The sequence below is a fragment of the Amycolatopsis sp. CA-126428 genome (assembly GCF_002904335.1).
Classification (GTDB): domain Bacteria; phylum Actinomycetota; class Actinomycetes; order Mycobacteriales; family Pseudonocardiaceae; genus Amycolatopsis.
In genome coordinates this window covers 144,887-167,622 of record NZ_PPHF01000001.1, presented here as the reverse complement: position 1 = coordinate 167,622, position 22,736 = coordinate 144,887, and the positions used below count along the sequence as shown (strand labels likewise).

Sequence of the window (22,736 nt, the reverse complement as noted above, 5' to 3'; positions counted from 1 at the left end):
CACCCGCTGCTGCGACGGACCGTTCGGCGCCGTCAACCCGTTCGACGCACCATCCTGGTTCACCGCCGACCCACGCACCACCGCCAGCACCGGATGCCCGTTGCGCCGCGCGTCCGACAACCGCTCCACCAGGAGCATGCCGGCGCCTTCGCCCCAGCCGGTGCCGTCCGCGTCGTCCGAGAACGCCTTCACCCGGCCGTCTTCCGCCAGCCCGCGCTGCCTGCTGAACGCCTGGAACGCGGTCGGGGTCGACATCACGGTCGCCCCGCCGGTCAGCGCCATCGTGCATTCGCCCTGCCGCACCGCCTGCACCGCGAGGTGCAGCGCCACCAGCGAGGACGAGCACGCGGTGTCCACGGTCAAGGTCGGGCCTTCGAGGCCGAGCGCGTAGGCGATCCGGCCGGAGAACACGCTGCCCGCCGTTCCGGTGCTCGCATGGCCCTCGGTGTCCGCGGTCGGATCCATCACGAGCACGGAGTAGTCCTGCCCGTTGGTGCCGACGAACACGCCGATCTGGCCGCCCCGCAGCGAAGTGGGGTCGATCCCCGCGCCCTCGATCGCCTCCCACGACGTTTCGAGCAGCAGCCGCTGCTGCGGGTCCATCGCCACCGCCTCGCGCGGCGACACCCCGAAGAAGCCCGCGTCGAAGTCCGCGGCGCCGTCGAGGAAGGCACCGCGCCGCGTGTAGACCTTCCCGGGCTTGCCCGGCTCCGGGTCGTAGAGGTCGTCGAGGTCCCAGCCCCGGTCGTCCGGGAACGACGTCAGCGCGTCGGCTCCGTCGGACAGCAGTCGCCACAGCGCGGCCGGCGAGTCGGCGCCGCCGGGGAACCGGCAGCTCATGCCCACGATCGCCACCGGCTCGTCGCTGCTCGCCCGGCCCGGTTCCGGCGATGGTGCCGCGGCACCGGCGCCGAACAGCTCGGCCAGCAGCATCCCGGCCAGCGCTTCGGCCGTCGGGTAGTCGAACACGATGGTCGAGGGCAGCGACAGCCCGGTCGCCGCGCCGAGCACGTTGCGGAACTCCACCGCCGTGAGCGAGTCGAAGCCCAGGTCCCGGAACGCGCGCGTCGGCTCGATGTCCTCGGGACGCGCGTAGCCGAGCGCGGCGGCGGCGTGCGCGCGCACGAGTTCCAGCACGGCACGCGGCCGGTCGGCTTCGGTGACTCCGGCGAGCGTCGCGCCGGTCGCGGGACCGGCCGCGGCGAGCACCCGGCGGGCCTCCGGCAGGTCGCCGAGCAACGCGCTGGGCCGGGCGGCCGTGAAGCTCGGCGCGTAGCGGTCCCAGTCGACGTCGGCGACGGCCACGAAGGCATCCCCGGCCGAACCGGGCAGCGCGCTCAGCGCGAGCTCCGGCGCCATGGGCGGCAGACCGCCGCGGCGGGCCCGGCCGGTCACCTCGCCGGCCGTGGCCAGCCCGGTCTCCGCCCACGGTCCCCACGCGATCGACGTCGCGGGCAGGCCGAGCCCGCGCCGGTGCTCGGCCAGCGCGTCCAGGTAGGCGTTCGCGGCCGCGTAGGCGCCCTGGCCGGCCGCGCCCATCGTCGCCGCGAACGAGGAGAACACCACGAACGCGTCCAGCGGGAGCTCCCGCGACGCCTCGTCCAGGTTCCGGGCCGCCAGGGCCTTCGCCCGCACCACGCGGGCGATCTGCTCCGGCGTCACGGACTCCAGCACGCCGTCGTCGAGGACCGCGGCGGCGTGCACGATGGCCGTCACCGGCACTTCGGCGCCCGCCGAGGCCAGCAGCTCGCCGCACGCCTCCCGGTCGGTGACGTCGCACGCGACCACCGACGCGACGACACCGGTTTCCTCGAGCTCGGCGGCCAGCTCGGCCGCGCCGTCCGCCGCCAGGCCGCGACGCGACGCCAGCACGACCCGCTCCGCGCCCGCGTGCGCGGCCCAGCGGGCGACCCGGGCCCCCAGCGCGCCGGTGCCGCCCGTGATCACGATGGTGCCGCGGGGCTGCCACTCGGCCACCGGCGCGGTGGCCCTCGTCAGCCGCCGCCCGTAGACGCCGGACTCCCGGACCGCGACCTGGTCCTCGCCCGCCGTACCGGCCAGGACCGCGCCCAGCCGCCCGGCCGTGCGCTCGTCGGGTTCCGCCGGCAGGTCGACCAAGCCGCCCCAGCGGTCGGGCAGCTCGAGCGCGGCCGTCCGGCCCAGGCCCCAGAGCTGCGCCTGCCGCGGTGCCGTCACCAGGTCACCGCGCCCGGCGGACACCGCGCCCGAGGTGGCGAGCCAGAGCGGCGCGTCGAGCCCGGCGGCACCGAGCGCCCGCACGAGGGCGACGGCCGCCGTGACCGGTTCGGTGAACTCCGCGTCCGGCGACTCGTCGAGCGCGAGCAGCGACAGCACGCCGCTCACTCCTTCGTCACCGGCCGCCGCGCGCAGCCGCTCGGGGGAGAGTTCCCCCACGTCAAGCGACACGACGGAGGCACCGGCCGCCGACAACCCCTCGACGAGGCGGGCCTGCCGCTCGGTGCCGCCCGTCACCACGAGCCAGCGGCCGGCCAGCCGGGCCTCGTTCCGCGACAGGAGCTTCCACGAAATCCCGTACCGCCAGCCGTCCACTGTGGACCGTTCGAGCCGGCGCCTTCGCCACGCCGACAGCGCGGGCAGCACCGGGCCGAGCTCCGCCTCGCCGACACCGAGCTCGCGGGCCAGCCGCTCGACGTCGTCGCTCTCGACGGTCGCCCAGAACCCGGCGTCGACGGCGTCGGCCGCGGCCGTGTCCTCACCGGGTTCGAGCCAGTACCGCTCCCGCTGGAAGGCGTAGGTCGGCAGATCGACCGGCCGGGCTTCGTGGCCGCCGAACACGACGTCCCACTCCGGCGCCACGCCACGGACGTACAGCTCCGCCAGCGACGTCAGGAACCGGGCGCGGCCGCCGTCGCCACGGCGCAGGGTCCCGACGGCGACCGTCGGGCCGGTCGTGACCCGTTCCAGCGTCTCCTGCACCCCGACGGTGAGCACCGGGTGCGAGCTGACCTCGACGAACGCGGTGTGTCCCTCGGCCGCCAGCGCGCGGATCGCCGTCTCGAACCGCACCGGCTGCCGCAGGTTGGTGTACCAGTACCGGGCGTCCATCGTCGCGGTGTCGAGCCACTGGCCGCTCACGGTGGAGAACAGCGGCACCTCGCCGGCCCGCGGGCGGACCGGGGCGAGCGCGGCCAGCAGCCGCTCTTCGATCCGTTCCACCTGCGCCGAATGCGACGCGTAGTCGACCGCGATCCGCTTCGCCCGCACGCCGTCGGCTTCGCAGGCGGCCACCAGCTCGGCCAGGGCGGCGGGCTCGCCGGCGACGACCGTCGAGGACACGCCGTTGACGGCGGCCGTCGAGATCCGCGGCTCCCAGCGGGCGATGCGTTCGCGGACGGCGGCTTCCGGCAGCGCGATCGACACCATCCCGCCGTCGCCGGAAAGCACCTCGCGGATCGCCTGGCTGCGCAGCGCGACGATCCGCGCGGCGTCGGCGAGCGAGAGCGCCCCGGACACACACGCCGCGGCGATCTCGCCCTGCGAGTGGCCGACGACGGCATCCGGTTCGATGCCGTGCGCCCGCCAGACCGCGGCCAGCGAAACCATCATGGCGAACGACGCGGGCTGCACCACATCGACGCGTTCCAGCATCTCCGCGTCGGCCAGCACGTCGAGCGGCGACCAGTCGACGAACTCGGCGAGCGCGTCACCGCACTCCCGCATCCGCGCCGCGAACACCTCGGAGCTGTCCAGCAGCTCCGTGGCCATCCCGGCCCACTGCGTGCCCTGGCCGGGGAACACGAACACCGTCCGGCCGGTCACGTCCGCCACGCCCTTGGTGACGCCGGGACCGTCCGAGGCCACCGCGGCGACCCCGGAGCACAGCTCGGCCCGCGTCGACCCGACGACCACCGCGCGGTGCTCGAACGCCGACCTCGACGTCGCCAGCGAGAACCCGATGTCGACCGGGCGGTCGCCGATCTTGTCCACTTGCGACAGCAGGGTCGTGGCCTGCGCCCGCAGCGCGTCCGCCGACCGGCCGGACAGCGGCCAGGCCACCACGGGTCCGGTGTCCGGTACCGGGCTCACGGCCGCCGGTTCGGGGGCCTGCTCGACGAGCACGTGCGCGTTCGTGCCGCTCACCCCGAACGACGACACGGCGGCGCGCCGGACGCGTTCGCCCGCCGGCCACGGCTGCGGTTCGGCGAGCAGCCGCACGGCGCCCGAAGACCAGTCCACGTGCGTGGTGGGCCGTTCGACGTGCAGGGTGCGCGGCAACGTCTCGTTGCGCAGCGCCTGGACCACCTTGATGATCCCGGCGACCCCGGCGGCGGCCTGGGTGTGGCCGATGTTCGACTTGATCGAGCCGAGCCACAACGGCCGGTCCCGGCCCTGCCCGTAGGTGGCGAGCAGCGCCTGCGCCTCGATCGGGTCGCCGAGCGCGGTACCCGTGCCGTGCGCCTCGACCACGTCCACGTCGGACGCCGCGAGACCCGCGTCGGCGAGCGCCTGCTTGATCACCCGCTGCTGCGACGGCCCGTTCGGCGCGGTGAGACCGCTGCTCGCGCCGTCGGAGTTGACGGCGGAGCCGCGCACCACGGCCAGCACGGGGTGGCCGCGCCGCTGCGCGTCCGAGAGCCGTTCGAGCAGGAGCATCCCGGCGCCTTCGCCCCAGCCGGTGCCGTCGGCGGTGTCGGAGAAGGCCTTGCAGCGGCCGTCCCGCGCGAGCCCGCGCTGGCGGCTGAACTCGACGAACCCGCCGGGCGAGGACATGATCGTGACGCCGCCCGCGAGCGCGAGCGAGCACTCGCCCTTGCGCAGCGCCTGCGCGGCGAGGTGCAGCGCGACGAGCGACGACGAGCACGCGGTGTCGACCGAGACGGCGGGGCCTTCGAGACCGAGCGCGTACGCCACCCGGCCCGAGGCGATGCTGGGCAGGTTGCCGTTGCCGAGGTGCCCGAGCACCTCCTCGGAAAGGCCCGGCAGGTCGGTGGCGTAGCCCGCATACATGACGCCGGTGAAGACGCCGGTCCGGCTGCCGCGCAGCGACGCGGGCACGATGCGAGCGCGCTCGATCGCCTCCCACGCGGTCTCCAGCAGCAACCGCTGCTGCGGATCCGTCGCCGCCGCCTCGCGGGGCGAGATGCCGAAGAACGCCGGGTCGAACCCGGCGACGTCGTCGAGGAAGCCGCCCTGGTCCACGTAGGAGGTCCCGGGCCGGCGGGAGTCGGGGTCGTAGACGCGCGCGGTGTCCCAGCCGCGGTCGCCGGGGAACGGCGACACGGCGTCGATCCCGTCGTCGACGAGCCGCCACAGGTCTTCCGGCGAGTTCGCGCCGCCGGGGAACCGGCAGCCCATCCCGACGATGGCGATCGGCTCGGTGCCGCTCGCCTCCAGCTCCTGCAGCCGGGCCCGCGTCTCGTGCAGGTCGGTCGTGACCCGCTTGAGGTACTCGACCAGCTTCCGTTCAGATCCGTCTGACGACATTCAGCCGAACTCCCTGTCGATGAAATCGAAGATCTCGTCGGTCGAGGCACCGCTGAGGGCCTCGGCCGCGGAAGGGCCTTCGCCCGGGCGCCGCGCTCCGTTCCAGGTCGACAGCAGGGCTCGCAGCCGGGCGCCGATCCGGTCGTGCTCCTCGTGTTCGACCGAGCCGGCGGTCGCGGACAGCTGCTCCGCGAGCCGGTCGAGCTCGGCGTGTACGGCCGGTTCCCCGTGGCCGGCCGGGTCGAGGTGCGGGGCGAGCTCGCCGAGCAGGTGCGCCGCGAGCGAGGCCGGTGTCGGGTAGTCGAACAGCGTCGTCGCCGGCAGTTTCAGCCCGGTGGCGCCGCTGAGCCGGTTGCGCAGCTCGACGGCGGTCAGCGAGTCGAAGCCGATCTCCATGAACCCGCGTTCGGCCGGCACGGCCTCGTGCGCGGCGTAGCCGAGCACCGCGGCGGCCTCGGCCAGCACGACGTCGAGCACGGCCGGGCCCCGGTCCTTCTCCGCCAATGTCTCGAGCCGCTCGGCGAACGCGGGGCCCCCGCTCGCGGCACTCGACGCGGTGGGCCGCGCGTGGCCGCGAGCCGGGCGGACGAGACCACGCAGCGGTGCCGGCGCCGTGCCGGCGCGCAGCCGGGCCGGGTCGAGCCGGATCGGCACGACCACGGCGAGATCGAGCTGCCGCGCGGCGTCGAACGCACGCAGGCCGTCGGCGACGTCGAACGGCCGCACGCCGGACGCCGCCATCCGCCGCACGCCGGCCGCGCCGAGCTCACCGGCCATCCCCCCGCCGGCCCACGGTCCCCAGGCGAGCGAGGTGACGGTGCGGCCGCCCGCCCTGCGGTGCGCCGCGAGCGCGTCGAGGAACGCGTTGGCCGCGGCGTAGTTGCCCTGCCCGGCGTTGCCGAGGATCCCGGCGGCCGACGAAAAGAGCGCGAACAGCGCGAGGTCGTCGTAGGAGGTCAGCTCGTGCAGGTGCACCGCGGCGTCGACCTTGGGCCGCAGCACGCGTTCGAGGCGTTCGTCGTCGAGCGCGGTGAGCACGCCGTCGTCGACCACGCCCGCGGTGTGCACGACGCCGGTCAGCGGGTGTTCGGCGGGGACCCGGTCCAGCACGGCGGCCAGTTCGGCGCGGTCGACCACGTCGCAGGCGGCGATCGTGACGTCGGCGCCGAGCCCGGCCAGCTCGGCGGCCAGTTCCTCCGCACCAGGCGCGTCGACGCCGCGCCTGCTGAGCAGCAGCAGCCTGCGTGCGCCGTGTTCGGTGACCAGGTGCCGGGCCACGTGGGCGCCGAGGCCGCCGGTGCCGCCGGTGATCAGCACCGTGCCCGCCGGATCGAGCGGCGCGGGCAGGGTGAGCACCACCTTGCCGATGTGCTTGGCCTGGCTCATGTGGCGGAACGCCTCCGGCGCGCGGCGGATGTCCCACGACGTCACCGGAAGCGGCCGCAGCACGCCGCGTTCGACCAGCTCGACGGCCTCGGCGAGGATTTCGCCGATCCGGTCGGGACCCGCGTCGCCGAGGTCGAACGGGTGGTACCGAAGGCCGGGCCGGCCCTCGGCCCGGACGTCGGTCTTGCCCATCTCGACGAAGCGGCCGCCGTCGGCCAGCAGGTCGAACGACGCGTCGACGAATTCGCCCGCGAGCGAGTTCAGCACGACGTCGACACCGGCCTCGTTCGCCTTCCGGAAGGTCTCGGCGAACTCCAGCGTGCGCGACGAAGCGATGCGGTCATCGGGGATGCCGAGTTCGCGCAGCGCCTCCCACTTCGCCGGGCTGGCGGTGCCGAAGACCCGGGCGCCGAGGTGCCGCGCGAGCTGCGCCGCGGCCATGCCGACGCCGCCCGCCGCGGAGTGCACGAGCACCGACTCGCCCCGCCGCACCCCGGCGAGGTCGACGAGCGCGTAGAAGGCGGTGATGAACGCGATCGGCAACGACGCCGCGTCGGTGAACGACCAGCCGGCCGGCATCCGCACCACCATGCGGTGGTCGGCGACCACCAGCGGGCCGTACGCACCGTGGAACATGCCGAGGACGCGGTCGCCGGGCACGAAGCCGGTGACGCCCGGCCCGACCTCCGCGATCACGCCGGCGCCCTCGAGCCCCATCGGGCCCGCCTCGCCCGGGTACATGCCGAGCGCGTTGAGGACGTCGCGGAAGTTCACGCCGGCCGCGCGCAGCGAGAGGCGCACCTCGCCGGCACGAAGCGGTGCGGCGGCCTCGGGGGCGGGCAGCGGGCGGAGGTTGTCCAAGGTGCCCTTGTCGGTGCTGTCCAGCCGCCACGGCACGTCGCCCGCCGGGAGCTCGAGGAGCCCGGTGTCCGCCCGCTCGAGGCGGGGCACGGACAGCTCGCCCGCGCGCACCGCCAGCTGGGGCTCGCCGGAGGCGACCGCGGCGATCACCGCGGCGCCGGGGGTCTCCTCGTCGTCGACGTCGACCAGCGCGAACCGGCCGGGGTGTTCGGCCTGCGCGGTGCGGAGCAGGCCCCACGCGGGGGCGAACGCCAGGTCCCGGATGTCCTCGCCCGGCACCGCGGCGACCGCGCCCCTGGTGACGAAGGCGAGCTTCGCGCCGGCGAACCGGTCGTCGGCGAGCCAGTCGCGCACGAGGTCGAGCACCCCGCCGACGGCGGTCCGGACGTCGGCGGGGACGCGTCCGGTGGTGTGCCCGTTCAACACGCACGGCACGAACACGAGATCGGGGCGCGCGCCCTCGTCGATGGCCGCACCGAGGTCGGCCAGCGTGCGGTACGACGTCGCCTCCACCTCGGCACCCAGCCGGCCCGCCAGCTTGAGCTGGTCGTCACCGAGGACGACGCAGTTCTGGTCCACGGGCTCGGTCTCCGGAGCCCACGTGGGCCACGCGAGCCGGTACAGCGAGTCGAGCGGCCGGTGCCGGAGCTCGCTCGCCTGCACCGTGCGCAGCACGAGCGAGCCGATCGAGGCCACCGGGCGGCCACCCGGATCGGACACGGCGAGCGAGAGCGACTCGGGGCCGGCCTTCGCCAGCCGGACCCGCAGGCTCGACGCTCCGCTCGCGTGCAGCGAAACCGCCGACCACGAGAACGGCAGCCGCCCGGTTCCGCCGTCGGCGAGCGGCAGGAAGACCAGGGCCTGCAGGGCACCGTCGAGCAGCGCCGGGTGCAGGCCGAAGGAGGCGGCCTCGCCCGCGGCCCGCTCGGGCAGCGCGACCTCGGCGTACACCTCGTCGCCGAGCCGCCACGCGGCGGTCAGGCACTGGAAGCTGAGCCCGTACTGGGCGCCGGCGTCTTCGCCGCGGTCGTAGAAGCCGCCGAGGTCGATCGGTTCGGCGTCCCGCGGCGGCCAGCTCGTGAGCCGCGTGTCCGGGGTGACGGCGTGCGGGACGAGAACGCCGCCGGCGTGCAACGTCCACGGCGCGTCGTCGTCCTGTCGCGAGTGGACGGTGAGCTTGCGGGCGCCGTCGTCGTCCGGCTCGCCGACGACGACCTGGAGCCGGACGCTCCCCTCAGTGGGAAGCACGAGCGGCGCGGCGAGGGTCAGCTCCTCCACCTGCGCGCAGCCGACCTCGTCACCCGCGCGCACGGCCAGTTCGAGGAACGCCGTGCCGGGCAGCAGCGCGTTGCCGAGCATGACGTGGTCGGCGAGCCACGGGTGCGTCGCCACCGAGAGGCGGCCGGTGAACAGGATCCCGCCGGACTCGGCGAGCGGCGTGGCCGCGCCGATCAGCGGGTGCCGGGTCGCGGTCAGCCCGAGCCCGCTCGCGTCGAGCGAGCCCGCCGGGACGTCGATCCAGTAACGCTGCCGTTGGAAGGCGTAGGTGGGGAGGTCGACCCGGGTGGTGCCGGAGAAGAACACCGGCCAGTCGACGTCCTGCCCGACGACGTACAGCGCCGCCACCGCCGTCAGCACGCTCTCTTCCTCGGCACGGTCCTTCCGCAGCGCGGAAACCAGCCTCCCCTCGACGGATTCCGCCGCCATCGCGGTCAGCACACCGTCCGGGCCCAGCTCCAAGAACCGAGTCACCCCGTGCTCGGCCAAATAAGTCACGCCGTCGTGGAAACGGACTGTTCCCCGCACGTGCCGGACCCAATACTCCGGCGAGGTCAGTTCCTCGGCCAGTGCCCCGGTCACATTGGAGACGACCGGAATCTCGGGGGCGTGGAACGTCAAACCCTCGGCAACCCGGCGGAACTCCGCCAGCATCGGCTCCATCCGCGCCGAATGGAACGCATGACTCACCGACAACCGACGAGTCTTACGCCCCTCGAACTGCTGGACGACCGACTCGACCGCATCCTCATCACCCGAGAGCACCACCGACGACGGGCCATTTACTGCCGCCACCGACACACCCTCGACCAGCAAAGGCAGCACTTCGGCTTCCGTGGCCTGTACCGCCACCATCACGCCACCGGAGGGCAGAGCCTGCATCAACCGACCGCGCGCCGCGACCAACACACAGGCGTCCTCCATGGAGAACACACCCGCAACATGCGCCGCCGCCAGCTCGCCAATCGAATGCCCGACCAGGAAATCCGGTCGGACACCCCACGATTCGACGAGCCGGAACAAACCCACCTCGACGGCGAACAACGCCGCCTGCGCATACATCGTCTGGTTCAACAGCTCGGCGTCATCACCGAACATCACCTCACGCAAACCGTCCACGTGCGCGCACACCGCATCCACCGCATCGGCGAACACCGGGAACGACTCATACAACTCTCGCCCGGCACCCAGCCGCTGCGCACCCTGACCAGAGAAGAGAAACGCCGAACGACCACCAGACACAGCACCCGACACCACACCCGGAACCGAACCGCCGTCCGCCAGCGCGGCCAGACCCGCCAACGCCCCGGCCCGATCCGCCGCCAGCACCACCGCCCGGTCTTCGAACACCGCCCGCGACGACACCAGCGCCGCACCCAGCTCGGCCACACCCAGGTCCGGACGACCGTCCACAAACGACTGAAGACGTTCCGCCTGCGCACGCAGAGCCGCACCACCACGGCCCGACACCACCAGCGGAACCACGCCACCGGCCGGCTCCGGCTCGATCGGCTCGGCCTCGCCGGGCTCCGGTGCCTCCTCGACGATCACGTGCGCGTTCGTGCCGCTGACGCCGAACGCCGAGATCCCGGCCCGGCGGGGCCGTCCGTTGCGGTGCCACGGCACCGGCTCGGTCAGCAGCTCGATGTCGCCGGCGCTCCAGTCCACCTGCGCCGACGGTGCGTCGACGTTCAGGGTGCGCGGCAGCACCTCGTTCCGGAGGGCCTGCACCATCTTGATCACGCCGGCCGCCCCGGCGGCGGACTGCGTGTGCCCGATGTTCGACTTGACGGAACCGAGCCACAGCGGCCGGTCCCGGCCGTCGCCGTAGGTCGCCAGCAACGCCTGCGCCTCGATGGGGTCGCCGAGCGCGGTGCCGGTGCCGTGCCCTTCGACGGCGTCCACTTCGGACGGTTCCAGGCCGGCGTTGGCCAGTGCCTGGCGGATCACCCGCTGCTGCGAAGGGCCGTTCGGGGCGCTGAGCCCGTTGGAGGCGCCGTCGGAGTTCACCGCCGAACCGCGGACGACGGCGAGCACCGGGTAGCCCCGGCGCCGGGCTTCGGACAGCCGGGTCAGCAGCAGCATGCCGGCGCCTTCGCCCCAGCCGGTGCCGTCGGCGCCCTCGGCGAACGCCTTGATCCGGCCGTCCGCGGCGAGGCCGCCCTGCCGGCCGAACTCGGCGTAGGCGCCGGGGGTGACCATCACGCTCACCCCGCCGGCCAGCGCCATCGCGCACTCGCCCTGCCGCAGCGCCTGCGCCGCGAGGTGCAGGGCGACCAGCGACGAGGAGCACGCCGTGTCCACCGTGACGGCGGGCCCCTCCAGCCCGAACGTGTAAGCGATCCGGCCGGACGCGACCGCGCTCGACCCGCCGGTGAGCAGGTGCCCGCGCAGCTCCTCGGGGACCTCGCGCAGCCCGGCGCCGTAGTGCTGGCTGCCGCAGCCGACGAAGACGCCGGTCGAGCTGTTCTTCACCGACAGCGGATCGATCCCGGCCCGCTCGAACGCCTCCCACGACGTCTCCAGCAGCAGCCGGTGCTGCGGGTCCATGGCGGTCGCCTCGCGCGGCGAGATCCCGAAGAACGCCGGGTCGAACTCGGCGGCGTCGCGGACGAACGCACCGATCCGCGCGTAGTCCTTCGCCTTCGGGTCGTCGAGGCCGGCGAGGTCCCAGCCCCGGTCGGCCGGGAATTCGCCCAGCGCGTCCTCGCCGCGGAACACCAGGTCCCACAGGTCCTCGGGAGACCGGACGTCACCGGGGTACCGGCAGCTCATGCCGACGATCGCCATCGGCTCGTCCGAGGCGACCGCGACCACCGGCCGCGCCGCACGGTGGCCCGGCTCGCCCGCGACGAGCCCGGCGAGGTGCTGCGCGAGCCGGGTCGCGGACGGGAAGTCGAACGCCAGCGTGGTCGGCAGCCGCAGCCCGGTCTCGCCGGCGAGGCGGTTGCGGAGCTCGACGGCGGTGAGCGAGTCGAAGCCGAGCTCGCGGAAGGCACGCTCGGCGTCGACCGCTTCCGCGGTCTCGAAGCCGAGCACCGCGGCCGCCTGCGACCGGACGAGCTCGAGCAGTTCGCGCGCCCGGTCCTCGACCGGGAGCCCGGCCAGCCGCGACGCGAACGACGACCCGGCCGGATCCTCGGCGGGCTCGGCGTCCCGCAGGGCGCGGACGGCCTCGGGAAGCTCGTCGAGCAGCGGCCTCCGGCGGGCGGCCGCGAAGCTCGGCGCGAACCGCCCCCAGTCGACGTCGGCGACGGCCAGGAACGTCTCGTCGTGCGCGATGGCCTGCGACAGCGCGAGGATCGCGAGCTCGGGTGCCATCCCCCGCACGCCGCGGCGGCTCAGGTGCCGCTCCGCGACGTCGGTCGCGGCGAGGCCGTCGCCCGCCCACGCGCCCCACGCGATCGAGGTCGCCGTCAGCCCGTCGGCCCGGCGGCGTTCGGCCAGCGCGTCGAGGAAAGCGTTTGCGGCGGCGTACGCGCCCTGCCCGCCGCCACCCCACACCCCGGCGTTGGAGGAGAACAGGACGAACGCGTCGAGCTCCGTTCCGGCCAGCAGTTCGTGCAGGTTGGTGGCCCCGCGGACCTTGGCCGCGGCGACGCGGGCGAACTCGGCGGGCGTGGTGTCGGCGAGGGCGGCGACGCCGTCGACGCCGGCGGCGTGCATGACCGCACGCACCGGCTCCCCTCGATCCGCCAGCTCCCGCAGCAACCCGGCGAGCCGGTCGGAGTCCGCGACGTCGCACGCCGCGATCGTCACCTCGGCGCCGAGCTCACGCAGTTCGGCGGCCAGCTCGGCCGCACCGGGGGCGGCCTCGCCCGCGCGCGAAGTCAGCACGAGGTGCCCGGCGCCCCGCTCGGCCAGCCACCGGGCGACGTGCCCGCCGATCGCCCCCGTCCCGCCGGTGACGAGAACCGTGCCTCGCGGCGTCCAGTCCCGCGCGGAAGCGGCGGCCGGCAACGGGGCACGCACGAGCCTCCGGGCCAGGATCCCGGTGTCCCGCACCGCGACCTGGTCCTCGCCGCCGGTTCCGGCCAGGACGGAGACCAGCCGGCGGGCCGCTCGCTCGTCGAACTCCGCGGGCAGATCGACGAGCCCACCCCACCGGTTCGGCTCTTCGAGCCCGAACACCCGGCCCAGGCCCCAGATCTGGGCCTGCGCGAGTGCGCGCGGCGGGTCCGTCCGTCCGGTCGACACCGCACCGCTCGTCACCAGCCACAGCGGCGCTTCGATCTCCACATCGGACAGCGCCTGGAACAGCGCGAGCGTGGCCTGCGCTTCGAGGAGACCGAGGACGGCCGCCGGGTGGTTGCCGGACAGCTCGCGGGCCAGGCTCTCCCGATCGGTGACGCCGGTGCGGAGGACCGCCGGTTCGGCGCCCGCGGCGGCGAGCGCCGCCTCGATCCTCGTGACCGTCTCCTCGGCCACCCCTTCGCCGACGACCATCAGCCACTCGCCGGAGAGCACGGGTTCCTGGGGAGCAATGGGCTTCCACGTGATGCGGTAGCGCCAATCATCCACAATGGACTTGTCCCGGCTGCGGCGCCGCCACGACGACAACGCGGGCAGGACCGTGCCGAGCTCGTCCTCCGGCAGCGCCAGCTGACCGGCCAGCCCTTCGAGGTCCTCGCGGTCGACGGCGTCCCAGAAGGCCGTGTCCACCGCCGGGGCGGAACCGCGCTCGGGCGTGAGCCAGTACCGCTGCCGCTGGAACGCGTACGTCGGCAAGTCGACGAGCCGTGGCTCGTGGCCGGCGAAGACCGCGTCCCAGTCCGGCGAGACGCCACGCACGTGCAGCTCCGCCAGCGAAGTGAGGAACCGCGCTTCGCCGCCCTCGCCCCGCCGCAGCGTGCCGACGACCACCGTCGGCTCCCCGGCGATCTCGTCGAGCGTCTCCTGGACGCCCATCGACAGCACGGGGTGCGAGCTCACCTCGACGAACGCGGTGCAGCCCTCGGCCGCGAGGGCCCGGATCGCGGCCTCGAACCGGACGGGCTCGCGCAGGTTGGCGTACCAGTAGCGGCCGTCCACCGTGGTCCCGTCGGCCCACTCGCCGGTCACGGTCGAGAGGAACGGCACCCGCGGCGCGCGCGGCTCGATCGGAGCGAGGTCCGCCGCCAGCCGGTCCTCGATGGCCGCCACGTGCGGCGAGTGCGACGCGTAGTCGACGGCGATGACCTTGGCCCGGACCCCGTCCGCCGCGCAGTCCGCGACGACGGTGGCCAGCGCGTCGGGGTCGCCGGACAGCACCACGGACGAGACGCCGTTGACGGCGGCGACGGCGACCCGCCCGCCGAGTGCGGCGATCCGCCGCTCGGCCTCCTCGGCGGGCAACGCGACGGAGGCCATGCCACCGTGCCCCGAGAGGCACTCCGCGATGGCCTTGCTCCGCAGCACCACGACGCGCGCGGCGTCCGCCAGCGACAACGCCCCGGACACGCAGGCGGCGGCGATCTCCCCCTGCGAATGCCCGACCACGGCGTCCGGATGGATGCCGCGGGATTCCCAGAGCGCAGCGAGCGACACCATCACCGCGAACGACACCGGCTGCACGACGTCGACCCGCTCCAGCAGCGCGGCGTCGGTCAGCGCGTCCCGGAGCGACCAGCCGACCAGCTCGCCGAACGCGGCGGCGCACTCCGCCATCCGCGCCGCGAACACCGGCGACGAGCCGAGCAGCTCCGCCGCCATACCCGCCCACTGGGCGCCCTGGCCGGGGAACACGAACGCCACCCGGCCGCTGACGTCGGCGACGCCGCGGACCGCGCCCGCGCCGGTCAGCCCGGCCGCCAGGTCCGCGGCGGCCGAACCGACCACCACCGCGCGGTGTTCGAACGACGACCGCGACGAGACGAGCGAGTAGCCGACGTCGACGGGCCGCTCCCGCGAAGACTCCACGTGCGAAGCCAGCCGGGCCGCCTGCTCCCGGAGCGCGGCCGCGGACCGCGCCGACAGCACCCACGGCACCACCGGCGAACCGGGACGCGCCGGGCCTTCGGCGACGTCCGGTGCCTGTTCGAGCACCACGTGCGCGTTCGTGCCGCTCATCCCGAACGACGACACCGCGGCCCGCCGGGGCCGCTCCCCGGCCGGCCACGCCTTGGGTTCGGTCAGCAGCCGCACGTCGCCGGCGGACCAGTCCACGTGCGGCGAGGGCTCCTCGGCGTGCAGCGTGCGCGGCAGCAGCTCGTTGCGGAGCGAGAGCACCATCTTGATGACGCCGGTGATCCCGGCGGCGGCCTGGCCGTGCCCGACGTTGGACTTGCCCGAACCGAGCCACAGCGGCCGGTCCCGGTCCTGCCCGTAGGTCGCGAGCAGCGCCTGCGCCTCGATCGGGTCGCCCAGCGGCGTCCCGGTCCCGTGCGCCTCGACGGCGTCCACATCGGACGGTTCGACGCCCGCGTCGGCCAGCGCCGCCCGGATCACCCGCTGCTGCGAAGGACCGTTCGGCGCCGTCAGGCCGTTCGACGCACCGTCCTGGTTCACCGCCGAGCCCCGCAGCACGGCCAGCACCGGATGCCCGTTGCGGCGGGCGTCCGACAACCGCTCGACGAGCACCATCCCGGCGCCCTCGGAAAGCCCCATGCCGTCGGCCTGCGCGGAGAAGGCCTTGCACCGGCCGTCGGTGGCGAGCCCGCGCTGGCGGCTGAAGCCGACGAAGCCGATCGGATCGGCCATCACCGCCGCTCCTCCGGCGAGCGCGAGCGTGCACTCGCCGCCGCGCAACGCCCGGATCGCCAGGTGCAGTGCCACGAGCGACGACGAACAAGCCGTGTCGACGGTCATCGCGGGCCCTTCGAGCCCCAGCGCGTAGGCGATCCGGCCGGACACCACGCTCGTCGACGAACCCGTGACGAGGTGGCCCTGCGCCTCGGCGGCCACGCCGTCGGAAGTGGCGCCGAAGCCCTGGTGGGACGCGCCGATGAACACGCCGGTGGCCGAGCCGCGCAGGGACGCCGGGTCGATCCGCGACCGCTCCAGCGTCTCCCACGCGCCTTCGAGCAGCAGCCGCTGCTGCGGGTCCATCACCGCGGCTTCGCGCGGCGAGATGCCGAAGAACGCCGGGTCGAACTCGGCCGCGTCGCGGAGGAACCCGCCGTCCCGCGCGTAGGTCGTGCCCGCCGCGGTGTCGTCGGCGGAGAAGAGCCGGTCGAGGTCCCAGCCGCGGTCGGCCGGGAAGCCGGAGATCACGTCACCGCCGGAAGCCAGCAGCTGCCAGAACTCCTCCGGGCTCCGGATGCCGCCGGGCAGGTGGCAGGCCATGCCCACGATCGCGATGGGCTCGTCGGCGACCCTGGCGGCCGGCGCGGCTTCCCCGCGGACGGGCTCCTCGCCGAGCAGCTCCGCGAGCAGGTGGCCGGCGAGCACCGCCGGGGTGGGGTAGTCGAAGACGAGCGTGGCGGTCAGCTTGAGCCCGGTGGCCGCGTTCAGCCGGTTGCGGAGCTCGACCGCGGTCAGCGAGTCGAAGCCGAGGTCGCGGAACGGACGCTCGGCCTCGATCAGCGCGCCCGCGTGGCCGAGCACCGCGGAGGCCTCGGCGCGAACGAGCTCCACGAGGGTCCGGGTCCGGTCCGCCTCGCCGAGCCGGGCGAGACTGCGGCGCAACGCCGGCTCACCGCCCGGGCCCCCGGCCGCGGCCCGCCTCGACGGCGTCCGGACCAGCCCGCGCAACAACCACGGCAACGAACCGGCGCGCGCCTGCTCCCGCAGCGCCGCCGGGTCCAGGCGGATCGGCACCTGCACCGCCTCGTCGAGCAGCCGCGCGCGGTCGAACAGCGCCAGACCCTCCGTTGTGGACAGTGGGGCCACCCCGATGCGGCGGAGCCGCGCCACGTCGGCGTCGGTGAGGTGCGCGGTCATCCCGCTGCGCTGCGCCCAGAAGCCCCACGCCAGCGCGACGGCGGGCAGGCCGCTCGCCCGGCGGTGCTGCGCGAGCGCGTCGAGGAAGCTGTTGGCGGCCGCGTAGTTGCCCTGCCCCGCGTCGCCGAAGATCCCGGCGCCCGCCGAGAACAGCACGAACTCCGCGAGGTCGAGGTCCTTGGTCAGCTCGTGCAGGTGCCACGCGGCATCCACCTTGGGCCGCAGCACCGCGTCGAGCCGGTCCGGCGTGAGCGACTCGACGACGCCGTCGTCGAGCACGCCGGCGAGGTGCACCACGGCGGTCAGCGGGTGCGCCGCCGGAATCCGCGCGAGCGCGCTCGCCAGCTCCTCGCGGTCCGCCGCGTCGCAGGCGACGATGTCGACCTCGGCACCGAGGCCGGTGAGCTCGGCCCGCAGCTCGGCCGCACCCGGTGCGTCCGCGCCGCGCCGCCCGAGCAGCAGCAGCCGGCGCGTGCCGGTGGCGGCCAGGTGGCGGGCGATCTCGGCGCCGAGCGTGCCCGTGCCGCCGGTGAGCAGCACGGTCCCGTCCGCCGGGCGGGCCCGCGGAACCGTCAGCACGACCTTGCCGACGTGGCGCGCCTGGCTGACGAACCGATAGGCCTCGGGCGCGCGGCGCACGTCCCACGCGCGCGACGGCAGCGGGTGCAACGCGCCCTCGGCGAACAGCCGCAGCACCTCGGTCAAGATCTCCTGGACCCGTTCCGGCGCGGCCTCCACCGCGTCGAACGCCCGGTACCAGATCCCGGCGGCAGCGACCTCGTCAGCGTCGCGGACGTCGGTCTTGCCCATCTCCACGAACCGGCCGCCGTCGCGCAGGAGGCCCAGCGAGGCGTCGACGAACTCGCCGGCGAGGGAGTTCAACACGAGATCCATGCCGTCCCCGGCGAACCGCCCGGCGAAGCTCAGGTCCCGCGACGACGCGATGCGCGTGTCGTCGAGGCCCAGCTCGCGCAGCGCGGGCCACTTGGCCTCGCTCGCCGTGCCGAAGACGTCCGCGCCGAAGTGGCGCGCGAGCTGGACGGCGGCCATGCCGACGCCGCCGGCCGCGGCGTGCACGAGAACGCGCTGTCCCGCGGCGATCCGGCCGAGGTCGACGAGGCCGTAGTACGCGGTCAGGAACACCACGGGCACGCCGGCCGCCCGCTCGAACGTCCAGCCGTCCGGCATCGGCACGAGCAGCCGGTGGTCGGTGACCGCGACGGTTGCGAGGGAGTTCCCGCGGAAGATGCCGGTCACGCGGTCGCCGGGGGCGAGCCCGGTGACGCGAGCGCCGATTTCGGTCACGACGCCGGCCGCCTCGCTGCCCATCATGGCGTCGTCACCGGGGTACATCCCGAGCGCGATGAGGACGTCCCGGAAGTTCAGCCCCGCGGCCCGGACCTCGACGCGGACCTCGTCGTGGCCGAGCGGCTCGTCCGCCGCGGCCGCGGGCAGCAGCGCGAGGCCGTCGAGCGCGCCCTTCTTCGCGGTGCCGAGCAGCCACGGGCCCTGCTCCGGCGGAACCAGGGCCGGGTGGTGCGCCGGCAGCTTCGCCAGCCTGGCCGCGCACACCCGGCCGCCGGTGACGACCAGCTGCGGCTCGCCCGAGCGCAGTGCGCCGAACAGGCCGTCGGGCAGCTCGCCGGACGTCGCCTCGGCGGCGCCGAGGTCGAGCAGCACGACCCGGCCGGGGTGTTCGGAGGCGGCGGACCGGAGCAGGCCCCAGGCCGCCGACGCGGCGAGATCGGTCACCGGCCCGCCGGGCGTGCCGATCGCGCCGCGGGTGACGACCACCAGCCGCGCGCCGGCGAACCGCTCGTCGGCGAGCCAGCGCTGGACGACCTCGAGCACCCGTTTCGTCGCCGTCCGCGTGGCCTCGGCCAGGTCTCCGGTGCGTGTTCCGGAGTGCGGCAGGAACACCAGCTCGGGTACCTCACCGGGAAGTGCGTCCAGCCCGGGGTACGCCTCGGCCGCCAGGCTCGCCGGAACGACACCCGCGGGGTCGTCGCCGACCACCGCGCACCGCGGCGTCTCCTGCCCCGGCTCGCCGGCCGCGACCCAGTCGACGAAGTACAGCGAGTCGTGGCCGCGATCCGGGGCGGTGTCCGGCGCGGCGAACGGCCGCAGCGCGAGCGCATCGACGGTCGCCACCGGCTCGCCGAGCGGGTCGGCGAGCGCGATCGACACCGCGCCGTTTCCGGCCGGCGTCAGCCGGACCCGCAGCGCGGTGGCCCCGCTCGCGTGCAGCCGGACCCCGGTCCAGGAAAACGGCAGCAGCGGCGAACCGTCGGTACCGGAGCCGTCGAGGGCTCCCGTGAAGCCGATGGCGTGCAGCGCCGCGTCGAGCAGCGCCGGGTGCAGGCCGAACCCGGCCGCGTCCCGGCGAGCCTGCTCGGGCAGTTCGACGTCGGCGAACACCTCGTCGCCGAGCCGCCACACCGTGCGCAGGCCGCGGAACACCGGGCCGTAGCCGTAGCCGCGCTCGCCGAGCGTCTCGTACGGGTCGCCGAGGTCGAGCGCGACGGCGCCCTCGGGCGGCCACGGCCCGGCCTCGGGAGCCGGCACGTAAGCGTCCGGTTCGAGCACCCCGGTCGCGTGCCGCGTCCACGGCCGCTCGTCGCCGGTGTCCTCGGGACGCGAGTGGATGACCAGCGAGCGCGCACCGTCGCCGTCGGGCGAGCCGATGGCGAGCTGGAGCACCACCGCGCCGGTCTCCGGCAGCGGCAGGGCCGCTTCCAGGGTGAGCTCCCGGACCACGCCGCAGCCGACCTGGTCACCGGCGCGCACCGCCAGTTCGAGGAACGCGGTGCCGGGCAGCAGCACGCGGCCGCCGACCTCGTGGTCGGCCAGCCACGGGTGCGTGCGCGCGGACAACCGGCCCGTCAGCACGACCTGCTCGGACTCGGCGAGCGTCATCACCGCGCCCAGCAGCGGGTGATCCGGCGAGCCGAGGCCGGCCCCCGAGACGTCGCCGGTCGCCGCCGCGGTCTCCAGCCAGTAGCGCGTGCCGCCGAAAACGTACGTCGGCAGGTCCACCTTGCGTGCACCCGAATCCGCGAACGGCGCGATCCGGTCCGGTTCGAGGACGCCGACCTGGGTCTCGGCCACCGACAGCAGGAACCGGCCGAGGCCGCCGTCGCCGCGGCGCAGCGATCCGACGGCGAACGCGTCGGCCCCGCGGTCCTCGATGGTCTCCTGGATGCCCGTCGTGAGCACCGGGTGCGCGCTCACTTCGACGAACGCGTCGCGCCCCTCGTCGAGCAGACCCCGCACCGCCTCGTCGAACCGCACGGTGCCGCGCAGGTTGGTGTACCAGTACTCGGCGGTCAGCTCGCGCGTGTCCAGCCAGCCGGCGGTCACGGTGGAGAAGAACGGGATCCGGCCGGCGTGCGGCTCGATCGGAGCCAGGTCGGCGAGCAGGCGCTCGCGCAGCGACTCGACGTGCGCCGAATGCGACGCGTAGTCGACGGGGATGCGCTTGGCACGCACGCCGTTCGCCCCGCAGGCGGCGAGCAGCTCGTCGAGCGCGCCGGGTTCGCCGGCCACGGCGACCGCGCTCGGCCCGTTGACGGCCGCCACGGAAAGCCGGTCGGCGAACGGCTCGAGCAGCTCGCGGACCCGCTCGACGGGAGCCGCGACGGAGGCCATCCCGCCCCGGCCCGCCAGCTCCGCGGCGATGGCGATGCTGCGCAGCGCCACCACGCGGGCGGCGTCCTCCAGGGACAGCGCGCCGGAAACGCAGGCCGCCGCGATCTCGCCCTGCGAGTGCCCGACGACCGCGGACGGGCGAACCCCGTTGGCCCGCCACAGTTCCGCGAGCGACACCATCATCGCGAACAGCGCCGGCTGCACCACGTCGACCCGGTCGAGGCTCGGCGCGCCGTCCTCGCCCCGCAGCACGGCGGTCAGCGACCAGCCGACGAAGGGAGCCAGTGCGCGCTCGCAGTCCGCGATCCGCTCGGCGAACCGCGGCTCGGTGTCGAGCAGCTCGGCCGCCATCCCGGCCCACTGCGCACCCTGCCCGGGAAAGACCAGTACCGCGCGGCCCTCGGCCCGCGCGGTGCCGACGCGCAGGTTGGCGGCGGACTCGCCGTCGGCGAGCGCCCGCAGTCCCGCGGTCAGCTCCTCGGCGTCCGAGCCGACGACGGCGGCCCTCCTCGGCAGCGCGGCCCGCGTGCTCGCCAGCGAGAACCCGATGTCGAGCGGGCTCGGCGCGTCCTCGTCGCCGACCGCGGACAGCAGCCGCGCGGCCTGCGCCCGGAGCGCGTCGTCGTCGTGTCCCGAGAGCAGCCAGGTCACCGGGCCCGGACGCGCGGCCGGTGCGGCGTCCTCGGTCTCGTCCGGCTCCGGCGCCTGTTCGAGGATCACGTGCGCGTTGGTGCCGCTCGCGCCGAACGCCGACACCGCCGAACGCCGCGGGCCGTCGCCGTCCGGCCACGGCGTCCGCTCGGTCAGCAGCCGGACCGTGCCCGGCGACCAGTCGACGTGCGGGCTCGGCGCGTCGACGTGCAGCGTGCGCGGCAGGCTGCCGTACCGCATCGCCAGCACCATCTTGATCACCCCGACCACGCCGGCGGCGGCCTGGGTGTGGCCGATGTTGGACTTGATCGTGCCCAGCCACAGCGGCCGCTCAACCGACCGCCGCGCGCCGTAGGTGGCCAGCAACGCCTGCGCCTCGATCGGGTCGCCCAGCGTGGTCCCGGTGCCGTGCGCCTCGACGGCGTCCACGTCCGCGGGGTCCAGCCTCGCGTCGGCGAGCGCGTCCTGGATGACGCGCTGCTGCGACGGCCCGTTCGGGGCGGTGAGCCCGTTCGACGCCCCGTCGGAGTTCACCGCGCTGCCGCGCACGACGGCGAGCACCGGGTGGCCGTTCTTCCTGGCGTCGGACAGCCGCTCGAGGACGAGCACGCCGACGGCCTCGCTCCAGCCGGTGCCGTCGGCACCGGCCGCGAAGGCCCGGCAACGGCCGTCGGCGGAGAGCCCGCGCTGGCGGCTGAATTCCACAAAGGACCGTGGCGTCGCCATCACCGTCGCCCCGGCGGAGACGGCCATCGAGCACTCGCCCGCGCGCAGGGCGCGCACCGCGAGGTGCAGCGCGACGAGCGCGGAGGAACACATCGTGTCGACGGTGACCGCGGGGCCCTCGAGCCCGAAGCTGTAGGCGAGCCGGCCCGACAGCACCGCGGTGCAGCTGCCGGTGAGCACGTGCCCTTCGACGTCCTCGGTGGCGGCGATCGAGCCCGAACCGTAGCCCTGGTTGCTGGCGCCGACGAAGACCCCGGACCGGCTGCCGCGCAACGAGGACGGGTCGATCCCGCCGCGCTCGAACGCCTCCCAGGCCAGCTCGAGCAGCAGCCGCTGCTGCGGGTCCATGGCCGTCGCCTCGCGCGGCGAGATGCCGAAGAACCCGGCGTCGAACGTGCCGGCGTCCTCGAGGAAGCCGCCCGAGCGGGTGTAGGTGTGCCCCGCGCGGTCCGGGTCCGGGTCGTAGAGCGCGTCGGCGTCCCAGCCGCGGTCGGCGGGGAACTCGCTGATCACGTCCCGCTCGTCGACGAGCAGCCGCCACGCGGCCTCCGGATCGCGCACCCCACCGGGCAGCCGGCAGCTCATCGACACGATCGCGATCGGCTCGCTGTCCTTGGCCTCGGCCGCACGCAGCCGCTGCCGGGTCTCCCGCAGGTCGGCCGTGACGCGCTTGAGGTAGTCGCGAAGCTTCTGTTCGGTGTCCATTGCGATGTCAGCTCCTCGAGAAGTCGGCCGGGCGGTGCCGGCGAGCCGACCGATGTCTTCACAGTGCCGGGTCACCCGCCGGACGCACGAGGGCGGCGAGGAAGTTCTAGGTGGACCACTAACGCCTGCATCGAAGGGGAATGACCTGGTCTGCC

General features: G+C 74.9%; 2 protein-coding genes. Both read right to left on the bottom strand.

Features of this window, described 5'->3' with window-relative positions; translation table 11 throughout:
- On the bottom strand, positions 1-5,439 hold a 5,439-nt coding region (locus C2L58_RS00615; RefSeq protein WP_369903861.1), incomplete at its 3' end, for a type I polyketide synthase.
- 27 nt (positions 5,440-5,466) lie between these two features.
- Positions 5,467-22,587, bottom strand: coding sequence for a type I polyketide synthase (locus C2L58_RS50180; RefSeq protein ID WP_441296284.1), 17,121 nt, complete (start codon positions 22,585-22,587; stop codon positions 5,467-5,469).
- Positions 22,588-22,736: the final 149 nt, after the last annotated feature.